14 protein-coding genes and 1 tRNA gene are annotated in these 14,661 nt (G+C 51.5%); 3 read left to right on the forward strand and 12 right to left on the reverse strand.

Annotated elements, in window-relative coordinates:
- The first annotated feature begins 38 nt into the window (after positions 1 to 38).
- Positions 39 to 1,180 (forward strand): IS3 family transposase gene (locus tag KJS40_RS10380; protein ID WP_213537568.1). Its coding sequence is split into 2 segments (ribosomal slippage): positions 39 to 291 and positions 291 to 1,180, totalling 1,143 coding nucleotides; the frame shifts between segments, so codons are not numbered across the junction.
- 152 nt (positions 1,181 to 1,332) lie between these two features.
- On the opposite strand, the gene KJS40_RS15360 is transcribed toward KJS40_RS10380, so the two are convergent.
- From KJS40_RS15360 to rpsU, 6 genes are all read right to left on the reverse strand, one after another.
- Positions 1,333 to 1,848 (reverse strand): hypothetical protein, encoded by a 516-nt coding sequence (locus KJS40_RS15360; protein WP_244859542.1) that lies wholly within the window; start codon positions 1,846 to 1,848, stop codon positions 1,333 to 1,335.
- A gap of 585 nt (positions 1,849 to 2,433) precedes the next feature.
- Positions 2,434 to 2,510 (reverse strand) — tRNA-Ile (locus KJS40_RS10390).
- Positions 2,511 to 2,545: 35 nt separating this feature from the next.
- Positions 2,546 to 4,777, reverse strand: a complete 2,232-nt coding sequence (gene rpoD / locus KJS40_RS10395) for an RNA polymerase sigma factor RpoD (protein WP_244859543.1) — start codon at positions 4,775 to 4,777, stop codon at positions 2,546 to 2,548.
- Between the two features lie 93 nt (positions 4,778 to 4,870).
- Positions 4,871 to 6,652 carry a DNA primase gene (gene dnaG, locus KJS40_RS10400; RefSeq protein WP_213537569.1) on the reverse strand — a complete coding sequence of 594 codons (1,782 nt, stop codon included), beginning with the start codon at positions 6,650 to 6,652 and terminating at the stop codon, positions 4,871 to 4,873.
- 140 nt (positions 6,653 to 6,792) lie between these two features.
- Positions 6,793 to 7,239: a GatB/YqeY domain-containing protein gene (locus KJS40_RS10405; RefSeq protein ID WP_213537570.1), complete on the reverse strand. Its 447-nt coding sequence runs from the start codon at positions 7,237 to 7,239 to the stop codon at positions 6,793 to 6,795.
- 68 nt (positions 7,240 to 7,307) lie between these two features.
- Positions 7,308 to 7,520: a 30S ribosomal protein S21 gene (rpsU, locus tag KJS40_RS10410; RefSeq protein WP_004179462.1), complete on the reverse strand. Its 213-nt coding sequence runs from the start codon at positions 7,518 to 7,520 to the stop codon at positions 7,308 to 7,310.
- Positions 7,521 to 7,670: 150 nt separating this feature from the next.
- Here rpsU and tsaD point away from each other — a divergent pair, with 150 nt between their 5' ends.
- A complete protein-coding gene (gene tsaD, locus KJS40_RS10415; protein ID WP_213537571.1) occupies positions 7,671 to 8,714 on the forward strand; it encodes a tRNA (adenosine(37)-N6)-threonylcarbamoyltransferase complex transferase subunit TsaD in 1,044 nt (347 codons plus the stop codon).
- Here the strand turns inward: tsaD and plsY are convergent, their stop codons facing one another.
- Positions 8,715 to 9,311, reverse strand: a complete 597-nt coding sequence (gene plsY / locus KJS40_RS10420; protein WP_213537577.1) for a glycerol-3-phosphate 1-O-acyltransferase PlsY — start codon at positions 9,309 to 9,311, stop codon at positions 8,715 to 8,717.
- Between the two features lie 273 nt (positions 9,312 to 9,584).
- On the opposite strand from plsY, the gene KJS40_RS10425 reads away from it, so the two are divergent.
- The gene (locus KJS40_RS10425) at positions 9,585 to 9,944 is read left to right on the forward strand and encodes a dihydroneopterin aldolase (protein WP_090458361.1); all 360 of its coding nucleotides are present in this window, start codon (positions 9,585 to 9,587) and stop codon (positions 9,942 to 9,944) included.
- Between the two features lie 135 nt (positions 9,945 to 10,079).
- Here the strand turns inward: KJS40_RS10425 and KJS40_RS10430 are convergent, their stop codons facing one another.
- The 5 genes from KJS40_RS10430 to rpsA all read right to left on the reverse strand — a co-directional run bounded on the left by KJS40_RS10430 (position 10,080) and on the right by rpsA (position 14,268).
- The gene (locus KJS40_RS10430; protein ID WP_025041052.1) at positions 10,080 to 10,667 is read right to left on the reverse strand and encodes a CBS domain-containing protein; all 588 of its coding nucleotides are present in this window, start codon (positions 10,665 to 10,667) and stop codon (positions 10,080 to 10,082) included.
- A 249-nt stretch (positions 10,668 to 10,916) separates the two neighbouring features.
- Positions 10,917 to 11,633, reverse strand: coding sequence for an orotidine-5'-phosphate decarboxylase (gene pyrF / locus KJS40_RS10435; protein WP_213537578.1), 717 nt, complete (start codon positions 11,631 to 11,633; stop codon positions 10,917 to 10,919).
- A 187-nt stretch (positions 11,634 to 11,820) separates the two neighbouring features.
- Complete coding sequence (locus tag KJS40_RS10440) at positions 11,821 to 12,078, reverse strand: LapA family protein (protein WP_213537580.1); 258 nt, start codon at positions 12,076 to 12,078, stop codon at positions 11,821 to 11,823.
- Positions 12,079 to 12,258: 180 nt separating this feature from the next.
- Positions 12,259 to 12,543 carry an integration host factor subunit beta gene (locus tag KJS40_RS10445; RefSeq protein ID WP_036575864.1) on the reverse strand — a complete coding sequence of 95 codons (285 nt, stop codon included), beginning with the start codon at positions 12,541 to 12,543 and terminating at the stop codon, positions 12,259 to 12,261.
- 9 nt (positions 12,544 to 12,552) lie between these two features.
- Positions 12,553 to 14,268, reverse strand: a complete 1,716-nt coding sequence (gene rpsA, locus KJS40_RS10450; RefSeq protein WP_025041055.1) for a 30S ribosomal protein S1 — start codon at positions 14,266 to 14,268, stop codon at positions 12,553 to 12,555.
- Positions 14,269 to 14,661: the final 393 nt, after the last annotated feature.

The raw sequence follows: 14,661 nt of genomic DNA on the forward strand, positions 1-14,661 counted from the left end.
TCCGGCATGATTTTAACCTTGATGAAAGGAGTCATGACGTGAAGAGAAGCAAGTATACGGAGCAGCAGATCGCGTTTGCCCTGAAGCAGGCAGAGCTTGGCACGCCGGTTGAAGAAGTCTGCAGGAAGATGGGCATCAGTGATGCGACGTTTTATAACTGGAAGAAGAAGTACGGTGGGCTGGGGCCGTCCGAGCTGAGACGGCTGAAGCAACTGGAAGAAGAAAATACCAAGCTCAAGCGGCTGGTCGCGGACTTGAGCCTGGACAAGGCCATGTTGCAGGATGTGTTGTCAAAAAAGCTCTGAAGCCTTCCTGCAAGCGCATCCTGATTGATGAATTGCGCAACCGTTACCGCGCCAGCTTGAGGCAGACCTGCGCATTGCTCAAGCTGTCGCGCACGGTGTACGTCTACAAGTCTCGCGCCCGTGATTCATCATTGCTGCTCATGCGCATCAAGGAAATTGCCGCCGCCCGCGTGCACTACGGTTACCGGCGCGTGCATGTCCTGTTACAGCGGGAAGGCTTTAGGGATAATCACAAGCGTGTTTACCGACTCTACCGGGAGGAAGGGCTGTCATTACGGCTCAAGCGTCCGAAACGTAACAAATCTGCGCGGCTGCGCCAGCCCAAGCACCACGTTACTGCCATTAATCAGATCTGGAGCATGGATTTCGTCGCAGATGCGTTGTTCGATGGCAGGCGGCTGCGAGCACTGACTGTAGTGGATAACTATACGAGAGAGAGTCTGGCCATCGAGGTAGGCCAGAGCCTGAAAGGAGAAGATGTCGTGAACACGCTCAACCGCATTGCAACGAGGCGGGGGTTGCCCAACATTATCAAAGTCGACAATGGCAGCGAATTCATTTCCAAGGTCATGGATAAGTGGGCCTATGAGCGCGGCATCGAACTCGACTTCAGCCGTCCCGGCAAGCCGACCGACAATGCCAAGGTGGAAAGCTTCAACGGACGATTGCGGCAGGAGTGCCTCAATGCGCATTGGTTCTTGTCTTTAGAAGACGCCAAGCGCAAGATTGACGAGTGGCGGCAGTACTATAATGAGACGCGCCCCCACTCTGCATTACAGTGGGCAACACCCGCTGAATTCGCCCGCCAGGCAAAGGAAAATGCCTTGCCCGGCAGGCCTACTGAGTCGGAAATTTTCACTTTAGACCGGTACTGATTTCGGGGTCAGGTCATGAGTCGGAAATTTCCACTTTAGACCGGTACTGATTTCGGGGTCAGGTCAATCAATTTGCAAACCAGGGTTCTACTGCACCGTGTAGCGGGAGCAGGTCAGTTACAAAGAACGTTCTAACAGGTCAAGAAAAAATATTAATTCCCCCTCATAAGCTGGCGAAAGGTTTCCCAACCGAAACACCTCAAATAAGGTTCCTGCTTTAGCATCGTTTTATAGTTATCCGGTAGATTTTCCATGACTTCCTCTATTTCCCGCTCATCCTGTGGGGTAATCACCGTGGGTCCGACAAATGGAGTTTTATTCCTGCGCAAATTCATATCGAAACGTCGTTTATGGCGTAAATCGAAAAATTGGAGCATTCTCCTTAATACTCCTTCGTCCTTTAACTGTGCATCAACGTCTATAAAAAACACGCGATCGTGCCATTGATTCTGTTTAAGTAGTCGCATTGCCCGGTATTCGATTTCAATCCATTGCAGCAGATAAAACTGGAATCGACTCAAGGTATGCCCGGTGTAATGCCGATAGATGGTTTCCTTTCCAGTTAACGCCCAACGAAAATAACGGTCGCCTGTATCGCTTTTATAATCAACAAAGGGGATCCGTGCCTTGTATATCAATTGCTCCCGCAGTAGCTCGCTTTTAGCCACCTTCGCGGGATGACGAACAAGGTGAATGAAACCCACATTTTTTAAAAGGGCGCCCGCATGACGATCGAATGCCTTTAGGAAGGCATGATTGGATTCGAAATATACTGGTTCCTTACAGTTGGCGATAAATCTGCATTTCCGCATCAGCACTGGCAATAATGCGTTATCGTCGTGTCGCGTATTCCAGTCTATCGGCTTTCCAAACAGAACAGGATTTCCGGGAATAAGGTAGGGTTCATGGGTGCTATAGCACTGTTGCACATTTTTCGAAAAGAAGTCAGCTAGATAACTTGTGCCGGAGCGACCACTTGCTAGAGCAAAAAGCGTTAATTTAGTAATTGATTTAGGGCCTATAAAAGCACTTTAAGTAAAAGTTATAAATCTCTGCATTCCAACTACAACTCGCTTGAGGTTTAGCTGGCATCTATAAGCCTGAATGTTGCGGAAATCGAAGCAATATTCAAAAGCAGGGTTTGAACAGACTGAATGAGTATACTCCGGCCCGCTTCCTCACTCATCGCAATGTAGGCTATGTGTAGCCTGTAAAAAAAAGCTTACGATCTTACCCGTAAGCCTTTATTTTATTGGTGGGTCTGGCTGGACTCGAACCAGCGACCAAGGGATTATGAGTCCCCTGCTCTAACCAACTGAGCTACAGACCCGATTATTTAGACACCAGCGCTAAATACCGAACTTATCAACCCTCGGTATCCAGGAAACTACGCAGGCGTTCTGAACGCGAAGGATGACGCAGTTTGCGCAATGCCTTGGCCTCGATCTGCCGAATGCGTTCACGGGTCACGTCGAATTGCTTACCGACTTCCTCCAGTGTATGGTCAGTATTCATTTCTATGCCGAAACGCATGCGCAGCACTTTCGCTTCACGCGGCGTCAGCGAGTCGAGGATGTCTTTCGTTACGTCCCGCAGGCTGGCATACACTGCCGCGTCGGCGGGCGCCATGGTAGCGGCATCCTCGATGAAATCGCCAAGATGTGAATCTTCGTCGTCGCCTATAGGCGTTTCCATTGAAATAGGCTCTTTGGAAATCTTGAGGATTTTACGAATTTTCTCTTCCGGCATTTCCATTTTCTCCGCCAGCAGGGCGGGTTCCGGTTCCTGTCCGGTTTCCTGCAGAATCTGGCGCGAAATGCGGTTCATCTTGTTGATGGTCTCGATCATGTGCACCGGAATACGTATGGTGCGCGCCTGATCGGCGATGGAACGGGTAATGGCCTGGCGAATCCACCAGGTCGCATAAGTCGAAAACTTGTAACCTCGCCGGTATTCAAATTTATCCACCGCTTTCATGAGCCCGATATTGCCTTCCTGAATGAGGTCAAGAAACTGCAATCCGCGGTTGGTATACTTTTTGGCGATGGAAATCACCAGCCGCAAATTGGCTTCGGTCATTTCGCGCTTGGCGCGGCGTGCCTTGGCTTCGCCCGTCGACATCCGACGATTGATTTCCTTCAGGTCTTTCAAGGGGATACCGACCTGCTGTTGCAGCGTCAGCAGGTTTTGCTGCTGCTCCACGACATCCGGCCGGAAACGCTCCAGCGCTTGGCTATATGGTTTGCCAAGTGCAACTTCCTTGTCCATCCACTCAAAGTTGCTCTCATTACCAGGAAAAGCCTTGATGAAGTGGTTACGCGGCATGCCCGCCTTCGTCACGCAGAGTTCCAGGATTTTGCGCTCGTAGGTTCGCATTTCATCCACCAGCCCACGCTGGGTGTCACAAAGCTTTTCAACCATCTTTGCCGAGAAACGAATAGCCATGAGTTCGGCCGAAATCTGTTCCTGTATGTCTTTATAGGCTTTGTTACCCGGTCCTTTCTTCTCCAGCGCCTTCTGCATTTCCACATATGCATTTTGAATGACAGCGAAACGCTCCAGCGCGTCATTTTTCAACTTGAGCAAATTGGCATTGGCTATCGCGGCAATGTCTTCGTCTTCCCCATCCTCCGTGCTCAGTTCCTGCTCCAGTGACTCCTCGGAGATTTCTTCCCTGAGCAATTCTTCGGCATTGGGATCCAGCAATCCATCAACCAGTTCATCGATGCGCATCTCATCTTTCGCCACCTTATTGGCGAGATCGAGAATCCCGGCTATGGTTGTCGGACAGGCGGAAATCGCCTGGATCATATGCTTCAGGCCATCTTCGATACGTTTCGCTATCTCGATTTCGCTCTCGCGCGTGAGCAATTCAACCGACCCCATTTCGCGCATATACATACGGACCGGATCGGTGGTACGCCCAAACTCCGAATCCACAGTGGAAAGCGCCGCTTCGGCTTCTTCCACTACATCCTCATCGGCCACTGTGGGCGCGGTCTCCGACATCAGTAGTGTTTCCGCGTCGGGCGCTTCATCATAAACAGAAATGCCGACGTCATTGATCATGCTGATGATATTCTCGATCTGCTCGGCATCGAGCATATCATCGGGAAGGTGATCGTTGATCTCGGCATAGGTCAGGTAGCCGCGCTCCTTGCCTTGCACAATCAGGCTTTTGAGCCGCATACGCCGCGCTTCGAGATCCTGCGGTGCAAGCGAAGATTTTTCTGCGTCCTTCGACTGGGCAGGCTTGCCTTCCTTTACTGCCTTGACTTTACTTATTTTGGCAGCAAGCGGACTCGGTTCTTTGGTGGTCATCATCGGCCTCACGATTTCGGTCACAGCGGCCGGGACTTTAGCCGCCGACTTTGCAGTAGTTGTCGTAACATCGTCTTCCTGCGTTTCTGCAGCCGTCTTTACCGGCGCTTTTGCCACCACTTCTTTTGGCTGGCCTCTCGGCGACTTCTTCATATCGTTTGGTTCCTTTTTGGCGGCCATCCGAACGTCATCGGCGGAACGACTCACAGCCGCAGCCATTGAAGCTCCGGTCTTTGCCTTTACCGCCGTTTTGACTTGTATTTTTGGTTTTACCATATCTTTTCCAAATAGTATCGCCAGTTGAAATTCAAAAACTCTCTATTATATCAAGATTCAATTACACTGTCCGTATGCTGTCCCACATTGCCTTCAAGAAATCGCCATTCGCTGGAGTTCCTGTTTTTCCTCGGGAGTAAGCGTGCTCAAGGACTTGTTGTGTAATGTCGCCATTCGCTCTTTACGTTTCATTTCACGCAACCGGGCCATTGCGCCGGAAAACTCGGCTTCCAGATCTATCTCGCTATCCCACGTGAGCGTGTTGCTCTCCGCCTTCTCCAGGAGAACGCGATGGGAACTGTCGTGAAAATATGCGATAGCTGAAGGTATTGCCGTGTTTCCTCCAACGTTGGGGTGGGTATCGATAAATTCAACCAGAGCCTTCAGCGCTGCTACTTCTTCAGCATATTCCTCGTTCTGCATGAGTAATTCTCTATCCAGCTTCTGGATATAGCCGGGGTCGTATAACAATACCTGCATTAACCAGCGATAAGGTGAGGCAGGTTGTGGTCGAGGTGCCCTTTCACGCGACCGGGAAGCTGAAACGCGCTTGATCTTTAACAGCCCTTCCAGCTCCCTCTGATCGAGGCCGCTGATCTCCGCCAATCTTTTTAACAGCATCAGCGCGAGCCCCGGCGCAGTAACCTTTGCAAGCAACGGCTTGGCATCCTGTACCAGTTTAGCTCGCCCTTCGCTAGTTTTGATGTCCGCACGACCCGACAGTTCCCTAAATAGAAAAACGGATAACGGCAATGTCTGTTTTAACAAGACTTCAAAGGCATCCTTGCCGAAATTGCGAACGTAGCTATCCGGATCTTCACCCTCGGGCAGGAAAAGAAAACTGACGTTCTTACCGTCCACAAGCTGCCCAAGGCTATCCTCTAACGCCCGCCACGCCGCTTTCCTGCCGGCGTTGTCTCCATCGAAACAAAACACGACATTATCGGACTGGCGCAGAAGTTTCTGGACATGGTAAGGCGTTATTGCCGTGCCCAACGCGGCAACTGCGTACTCGATGCCATGCTGAAAAAGCGCCACCACATCCATGTATCCTTCCACCACGATGACACATCCCGCCATGCGGATTGCCCTGCGGGCGGTGAAGAGGTTATAGAGTTCGTGGCCCTTCTGAAACACGGGTGTTTCGGGAGAGTTAAGATATTTGGGCTCACCCTGTTCCAGCACTCGCCCACCGAAACCTACAATCGCTCCTTTGAGGTTAAGAATGGGAAACATGATGCGGTCGCGGAACCGGTCGTAGTATTTACCATCGTCGTTCGCGATCACCAGTCCGGACTCCACCAGCAGATTTTTCTGTGCCTTTGTCGGGGCGTCGGAAAATACGGCATCCAGGTTTCGCCAACCGGCCGGCGCATAACCAATGCTGAAGCGGGCAGCAGTCTCGCCCGTCAAACCACGCTTCTTCAGATAAATAATGGCATCTTTCGAATGCTTGAGCTGTTCCCGATAAAATCGGGCGGCTACATTCATTACCTCGAGCAAATCCCCGGAAGAGTTTTGGCCTCCTTGCGGCTTGTCTTGCGCCGACCCCGATTCTGCTGCTCCAGAGCGGGATTCCGTTTGTTGCACAGGAACCTGAAGCCCGATCCGGGCCGCCAGATCATTCACCGCTTCGACAAAATTCATGCCGTTGTATTCCATCACGAAGCCGATGGCGCTGCCGTGAGCACCACAGCCAAAACAGTGATAAAACTGCTTGGTGGGGCTTACCGTGAAAGAAGGTGTCTTTTCGCTATGAAACGGGCAGCACGCCGCATAATTTGCGCCGCCTTTCTTAAGCGGCAGGTCGCGCTCGATGACGTCAACGATATCTACACGGTTGAGCAGTTCGTGAATGAATGATTGTGAAATCATTTATAGTGGATCAGGCAATATTGTCCCAGGGCAGGCAAACAGGAAAGCACTTTGTTGAAAGCAGGTACACTCCAGCAATCTCGATCCGCGCGATATTTGTAACAGCCTTTGCAGCAATCCTGTAGCGATAAGCTACGGTATTAGACGATGAGCCTGTTTTTTACCAAGGCCGATACTTTTCCCATATCGGCATGTCCTGCAAGTTTGGGCTTGAGTATCGCCATTACCCGCCCCATGTCCTGTTGTCCTTTGGCGCCAACAGCGGAAATCGCTTCGCTTACGGCACTTTCCACTTCGTTGTCGCTCAATGCCTGAGGCATATAATGTTGCAGCACGCCCATTTCGTATTTCTCTACATCGGCCAAATCCTGACGATGAGCAGCCTCATACTGGGCAATGGAATCCTTGCGCTGTTTCAGCATCTTTTCGATTACAGCGACTACCGCAACGTCATCCAGCTCGATACGCTCATCCACCTCGCGCTGCTTGATAGCCGCCTGCAGCAGCCGGATGGCATCCCGCCGCCGCATATCGCCTGAACGCATGGCGGCCTTCATGTCTTCGGTGATTTGTTTTTTCAGATCCACAATGAACCAAACCGGGCAGCGCTTATTATTATGATGGAAGTTTCACTCGTTTTTTGGACTGACTTTGACTAATAAAGTTTCGGAGGAAGCAATTGGCTGCGCAGACGTTTGTAAGTACGCTTAACTGCCGCGGCCAACTTGCGCTTGCGTTCAGCCGTCGGTTTTTCGTAGAATTCCCGGGCACGCAACTCGGTGAGCAGACCGGTTTTTTCTATGGTACGCTTGAAACGTCGCATGGCAACTTCAAACGGCTCGTTTTCCTTGACTTTAATAGTGGTCATGAAGACTTGGTTCCTTTCTAGAAATGTTAAATGACTGACAAAGAGGGGCTGGGTAAACAGTATCGTATGGTTGATCTAACTATAGACAGCGCACTATTATATAACAAGTGCCAAATGCTGTCGTGAAAGAGTAATTTCTCCCATATTCCATTGCTCATACTTGGCATTGAAACTTCCTGCGACGAAACCGGGGTCGCGCTTTATCACACTCAGCAGGGGCTGTTGAGCCACGCGCTTCATTCCCAAACGGAAATGCATGGGGAGTATGGCGGCGTGGTGCCGGAACTTGCCTCACGCGACCACATCCGGCGGGTATTGCCTCTCGTCAGGCAAACTTGCGCGGCGGCCGGGCTCGACCTGAAAGCCCTCGACGCCATCGCCTATACTCAAGGACCGGGGCTGGCGGGAGCGCTACTGGTAGGGGCGAGTATCGCAGCCGCCCTGGGCTTCGCACTGGAAATTCCTGTACTGGGCATCCATCACCTTGAGGGACATCTCCTTTCTCCGCTGCTATCCGATCCCGCGCCGGCTTTTCCATTCGTGGCGCTGCTCGTATCGGGCGGCCATACCCAGTTAATGGAAGTGAGTGGCCTCGGGCTATATAAATTGCTCGGTGAAACCGTGGATGATGCAGCGGGAGAAGCTTTCGACAAGACCGCCAAGCTGTTGGGGCTGGGTTATCCCGGTGGTCCGGCGCTCTCGAAACTTGCTGACGAGTTTTTTCGGTCAGGCCAACCAAATCAATTCAAGCTTCCCCGCCCCATGCTCCGTAGCGGCGATCTCAATTTCAGCTTCAGCGGGCTCAAGACAGCAGTATTGACGCTGGCCAGAAAACAACCCCTGACTCAGCAAACCCGAGGTGCCCTTGCTTCTGCTTTTCAGGAAGCCGTCGTTGACGTCCTGACGGAAAAGTCGCTGGCGGCACTTTCAAGAACGGGTCTTACTCAACTGGTAGTTGCAGGCGGAGTGGGGGCAAACCGTCAACTGCGGAACAATCTCTGCCGGGAAGCCGAAAAAATGGGCGCCACTGTTTTTTTTCCCGAACTCGAATTTTGTACGGATAATGGCGCCATGATCGCATTTGCGGGAGCGATGCGACTACAGGTGCCAGAAACATGGAATAAAAAGCTGGATAATACGTTTACGATAAAAGCACGATGGGATCTGGAGATGCAGGACGCCGCAGGGGAGTAATCATGAGGCGCTGCGCTTGCCGATGCGTGGTTCACCACCCGCAATCAAGCTGGCGATATTTGACTTATGCCGCCAGACGAGCAATACGGACATGATAAAAACGATAAGGGTGCGGGCTTCAAAACCGAAAAAAAATACGGCGAAAATTGGCGCGAACCCCGCTGAGGCCAAGGCGGCAAGCGATGAGAAGCGCCAGATCGCAGCAACGATGATCCAGGTCGCGATTGCCAGCAACCCTATCCAAGGGTTAAACCCCAATAATACGCCCAGTGCCGTCGCCACCCCTTTCCCACCTTTGAAACGCAAAAATATCGGGAATAAATGCCCCAGAAACACTGCCAGCGCCACTACGGCAATCGCTTCCTCACCGAGCGCAAAACGTTGCGCCAAGACGACCGACAGCCAGCCTTTGCCGACATCCCCCAGCAGCGTGAACACGGCTGCCGCTTTCTTTCCACTGCGCAGCACATTCGTGGCCCCGGGATTTTTTGAGCCGTATGTACGAGGGTCGGGCAAGTGGAAGAGCCGAGCTGCCAGCACCCCAAAGGAAATGGATCCCAGCAAATAGGCCAGCAGGACAAGGGCCATCAGCATCATTTAATTAGCGACATCGTTGCCAGACAGAAGAAAAAAATTCCCGTGATTCTACGTGAAAATAACTTCGTCCATGCGCGCCTTTGTTTCTGCTGGAATCTTTAATAAAGACTCCAGGATTTAATCGACGACTGAACTGGTAGAATCTGGGCGGTTCCAAGGGTGCGGCGACGGTTATAGCTGGACCTTTTCCTGGGGGAATCCGGTCTTGTCATGCTGCTGCACCGTTGTCGCGCCCCTCCGGCAAACGCAGGGATTTATTCAGAGACTTCATATATGGACATTATTTTTTTGCATGAGCTCAAGATCAAAACCTTGATTGGGATCTATCCATGGGAGCTCAACACTGCACAAACCATCCAACTCGATTTGGAGATCGGGCTAGTAACAAGCCGAGCTTGCCAAACTGATAATATCGAGGATGCGCTGGATTATGCTTTTATTGTCCAGCGCATCAACGAAACCCTTTCGCAGAAACACTTCTCTCTGCTGGAAGCCTTGGCTGAACATATCGCGCAAATCGTCTTGACCGAATTCAAATCACCCTGGATAAAAGTCAGCGTGGCGAAACTCAGCGCGATACGCGGCGTAAAAAAAGTGGGAATATGCATCGAAAGAGGATCGAAGCTCGCGTAGAAACACGAATGCTTCAGGTTAGGTACGTTCAGTCAGCTAATACAAGCCTGGATGGCTCGCATGCAGGGTAATTACGCCCCGAGAGTAGTGAATGGCGCCTATCGCTCGTCAACTACCCCACAACACACCCACATGCTAACTTGTGATCAATGCTTCTTCAATTTCAGTAAAAGTCCTCGCCACCTCTATCGGCAGAATAGCGGCACCAAGTTGCTTCTCGATCTGCGTCAACGAAAAAATACCGCACACCTCGAGATTGCCCTCGTGATCGCTCTCTATGACTAAAGAATGCTGCCGCCCGGCATTGCGCAAGCTGGCGACGACATTTGCGACTTTGCCATGCTGAACCTGTTCGATCGGAATAGCTTCCAGATGATCGAGCGGTGTCATGATATCAGCGACCAGAATCTCATTATGCTTCATGTGCCGCTCCTGAATGAAGCGGAGCGGCTTTTCACCGAGAATATCGGCCGCGGTAATCATGCCCACCAGAATCTGATCCTGGTTCAGCACCAGCAGTGAACGTATACCTCGCTCCATCATGTGTGTATTTGCGCGTTCCATCGTTTCATTGGGTTCGGTTGTACCCGCCTCGACAGTACGCAGGTCGGTCATCACATCAAGAGCGGGTGACATCAGAGTGACAAATTTAGGCGGAATGGGACGGACGACCCGGATAGCGCCCGCCAGACGCTGTGCAGGGAGAGGGTGATATTCGGACATGACATTATCCTCCAGTAGTGGTGGATGGGATGCGCTTGAAATCTGAAAATACAATGCAAGCCTTCCCGTATTTGAACTCTACGCGCAACGAGACAGCGGGTCAATTCGGTAAACAGCATATATCATCGCCGCCAAACCAAGGCAGCTCTTAAACTTGGGAGTGATAATTGGAAACGATCGGAGAAACGGAAGTTCTGGCAGGAACCAGGGCATTTCAAATTTAACCAACCGCAAGGTTATTGCGGAATTTCAAGCAGATAACCCCTGCCCATCCTTCAATTCACCGATTTCCTCGTTCAGTCGCCGCAGCATTCCTACCGGGTCTTCTGCCTGTGTGACCGGTCTGCCAATGACGAGGTAATCCGCGCCATTTTCAATTGCTTGGCGCGGAGAAGTTACCCGCTTCTGGTCTCCCTGAGAAACGTCGGCCGGACGTATTCCCGGTGTGACGAGGCAAAAGCTCTCCCCCATCATTTTCCTGAGCATGGGCGCCTCCAGCGCCGATGCCACCACCCCATCCAATCCGCAGTCGCGCGCCAGCAAGGCCAGCCGCTGGACTACATCCTGAGGGTCGCCTTTCAGGCCAATCTCGTTCATATCCTCCGACCCCATGCTGGTGAGGAGGGTAACGGCGATGAGCCTGGTATTTCCCACCGGCACGGCTTCCCGGGCTGCCGTGAGCATTTTTCTCCCCCCAAGCGCATGGATATTCATCATCCAAACGCCCAACCCTGCTGCGGCCTTGCATGCACCCGCCACAGTACTGGGAATATCGTGAAATTTCAAATCGAGGAAAACCTCAAATCCGTTATCCATCAATTTCTCGACCAATTGCGGACCCGCGGCGGTAAAAAGCTCCTTTCCCACTTTGACCCTGCATGATGCAGAGTCAAGCTTGACCGTCAGGTCCAGTGCCTGTTTTGCGTCAGGAAAATCCAGGGCAATAATGATTCTTGGGTCGTTCATACGATCAGTCAGGCGTTCTCAATGAATTTGGCGGAAGCACTTACAGCTGCTCAGTTCGTATTGGATAGACGGGCTTTCGATAAATATTGTAGCTTCGCGAGTCTTTGATGGGAGTCTTTGATGGTGCGCATAATGCACGTTGACCCATTCCCGCTCTACCTGGATGGCAGGGCGGATTGGCGCTTTCTTATCGCTGTTCATCCAGCGAAGGATATCTTTTTCTGTATGTCGAAATTTCCCGCCTCTGGCTGAATATCTTGCCGAGGCAGGACCCGATGCCGATCGCCACGCCGAGGGCAAAAAATAATAATATTATCAGTACCAGCGGCGCATGCCATTCATAACCGAAATAATAATGTAGCGTTACCGTTTCGACATTTCTCACGGTAAAGCCAAGCAGCAACAGAAACAGCGCGGTGCGCAAGAACCATCTCAGGTAACGCATGATTCCTTTTCCCCGGGGCCAGACATCGTTAACAGCATGAACCGTGCAAATACCTCGAACCTCAATTTCTTCGTATTGCACCGATTGAATCGCACCAATTGAATCGCTTCACATAAGTTAAAAAAACGGCATGGTCCTTCGACCCTGCCGTCATTATACCTACCCATCCAATATGATTTTTCAGGTTTTGTTATCGACCCGCTCACGCATTTCCTTCCCCGCCTTGAAATGAGGAACATACTTTTCCGGCACCTTGACCTTCTCTCCGGATTTCGGATTACGCCCGACACGCGGCGGCCGGTAGTTGAGATCGAAGCTGCCGAATCCACGAATTTCAATACGCTGTCCCTGCGCTAAACTCTTGGCCATCGCATCAAGTATCACCTTGACTGCAAGCTCGGCATCCTTCGCGCCCAACTGCGGATAACGGGCTGCAAGCCTCGAGATCAGTTCAGACTTTGTCATGGACGCCCTTTATTGTTCAGTATTTTTAACATCCATCTTGGCTTTAAGCAACGCGCCCAAACTGGTGGTTCCCGCGCTTGCAGCACTATCCACCGTAACCTTGTGCATGGCGTCGGATTCCTCTGCGATATCCTTGGCCTTGATGGAAAGATTAATGCCGCGATTCTTGCGATCGACGTTGATTATCATTGCCTCGACCGTATCGCCTTCCTTCAAGTGCGAGCGGATGTCCTCGACCCTATCGCGCGACACTTCGGATGCACGCAGGTAGCCTTCGACATCATTCTCCAGCGCAATTACCGCACCCTTGGCATCAATTGACTTGACCGTGCCTTTGACGAGGCTATTCTTGTCGTTTATCGAGACAAAGCTGTTGAATGGGTCGCCTTCCAGCTGCTTGATACCCAGCGAAATGCGCTCACGCTCGACGTCGATGGATAACACCATGGCCTCAACTTCGTCGCCTTTCTTATAATTGCGAACCGCTTCTTCACCCGGTTGGCTCCATGAGAGATCGGAAAGATGCACCAACCCGTCTATCCCGCCCTGCAATCCGATGAAAACGCCAAAATCGGTGATGGACTTGATTTGCCCGCGCACTTTGTCGCCTTTTTGATGGTTCATGGCAAAGTCATCCCAAGGATTGACCTTGCATTGCTTCATGCCGAGCGAGATACGCCGCCGTTCCTCATCGATTTCCAGGATCATCACTTCCACTTCGTCGCCCAACTGCACCACTTTGGAGGGGTACACGTTTTTGTTGGTCCAATCCATTTCAGAGACATGCACGAGCCCTTCGATACCCTGCTCGATTTCAACAAACGCGCCATAATCGGTCAGATTGCTGACTTTTCCGAACAGGCGGGTATGCGGCGGATAACGCCGGGAGAGACCTACCCATGGGTCTTCGCTCAATTGCTTCATGCCCAGCGATACGCGATTCTTTTCCTGATCGAACTTAAGCACTTTGGCGGTGACTTCATCACCGACGCTGATGACCTCGGAAGGATGCTTCACACGCCGCCATGCAAGATCCGTGATGTGCAACAGGCCGTCTATACCGCCCAGGTCCACGAATGCGCCATAGTCCGTTATGTTCTTGACAATACCCTTGACTATCGCACCTTCCGTCAAATTCGCAAGCAAGGTCTGGCGATCCGCACCCTGGCTTTCTTCCAGAACTGCGCGACGCGATACAACCACATTGTTGCGCTTGCGATCAAGCTTGATGACCTTGAATTCCATCTCCTTGTTTTCGTATGGAGTCGTATCCTTGACCGGACGGATATCCACCAGCGAACCAGGAAGAAAAGCGCGTATGCCGTTGATCATGGCAGTCAGACCACCCTTGACCTTGCCGCTTACGATGCCGGAGACGATGGCACCACTTTCCATCGCAGCCTCCAGGTCATGCCAGGCCGTGAGGCGTTTGGCCTTGTCGCGCGATAAACGGGTTTCGCCGTAGCCATCTTCGAGCGCTTCGATGGCGACACTCACGAAATCGCCGGCCTTGACCTCGATTTCGCCTTTATCGTTCTTGAATTCTTCGACAGGAATGAAGCTTTCCGATTTCAGTCCGGCGTTTACAACCACAATGTTGTAATCAACACGAACAACCTGGGCGGTGATGACTTCACCGACACGCATTTCCTGACGGGAAAGACTTTCTTCAAATAACGCCGCAAAACTTTCGGAAGAATCTATAGCGGGGGAAGCAATAATCATTGTGGAAGATACCTGATTTGGGATCCCGTCAAAGAAAATCGACGGGGTTAAAAGTTAATAATAATAAGTGCCCGATCAGACCGCGCGCTCCTTTTGCCCGGAAAAAGCGCGGTCAGACAGCACCAGCCATACTCCTTAACTACTTGACTACTTGACTACTTGATCCATTACCTGGACAACCCTATTTCCATATTTCAACTATTTTTCATGCGCCGAGACATGAATCTTTGCCATAAAAGCAACGTTTTACCCATAACACGTATTAGTCGAACGTGCTATTATCACACCGTAGCATTTGCGGCGTCTGCACTCTTCCTTTACTTTCCATTCTTTTTCCTGGCTCGCTCGCTGCGACTGCGGCCGCCTGATGCAAGTGCATCGAGAGGCGAGGCT

It is taken from the genome of Nitrosospira sp. NRS527, from assembly GCF_018406445.1.
Classification (GTDB): domain Bacteria; phylum Pseudomonadota; class Gammaproteobacteria; order Burkholderiales; family Nitrosomonadaceae; genus Nitrosospira; species Nitrosospira briensis.

Excerpts from the sequence above, each read along its gene's own strand:
- rpoD (WP_244859543.1), bottom strand. The coding sequence starts at position 4,777 with ATGGTAAAACCAAAAATACAAGTCAAAACGGCGGTAAAGGCAAAGACC.
- dnaG (WP_213537569.1), bottom strand. The coding sequence starts at position 6,652 with ATGATTTCACAATCATTCATTCACGAACTGCTCAACCGTGTAGATATC.
- rpsU (WP_004179462.1), bottom strand. The coding sequence starts at position 7,520 with ATGACCACTATTAAAGTCAAGGAAAACGAGCCGTTTGAAGTTGCCATG.
- plsY (WP_213537577.1), bottom strand. The coding sequence starts at position 9,311 with ATGATGCTGATGGCCCTTGTCCTGCTGGCCTATTTGCTGGGATCCATT.
- KJS40_RS10425 (WP_090458361.1), top strand. The coding sequence starts at position 9,585 with ATGGACATTATTTTTTTGCATGAGCTCAAGATCAAAACCTTGATTGGG.
- KJS40_RS10430 (WP_025041052.1), bottom strand. The coding sequence starts at position 10,667 with ATGTCCGAATATCACCCTCTCCCTGCACAGCGTCTGGCGGGCGCTATC.
- pyrF (WP_213537578.1), bottom strand. The coding sequence starts at position 11,633 with ATGAACGACCCAAGAATCATTATTGCCCTGGATTTTCCTGACGCAAAA.
- KJS40_RS10440 (WP_213537580.1), bottom strand. The coding sequence starts at position 12,078 with ATGCGTTACCTGAGATGGTTCTTGCGCACCGCGCTGTTTCTGTTGCTG.
- KJS40_RS10445 (WP_036575864.1), bottom strand. The coding sequence starts at position 12,543 with ATGACAAAGTCTGAACTGATCTCGAGGCTTGCAGCCCGTTATCCGCAG.
- rpsA (WP_025041055.1), bottom strand. The coding sequence starts at position 14,268 with ATGATTATTGCTTCCCCCGCTATAGATTCTTCCGAAAGTTTTGCGGCG.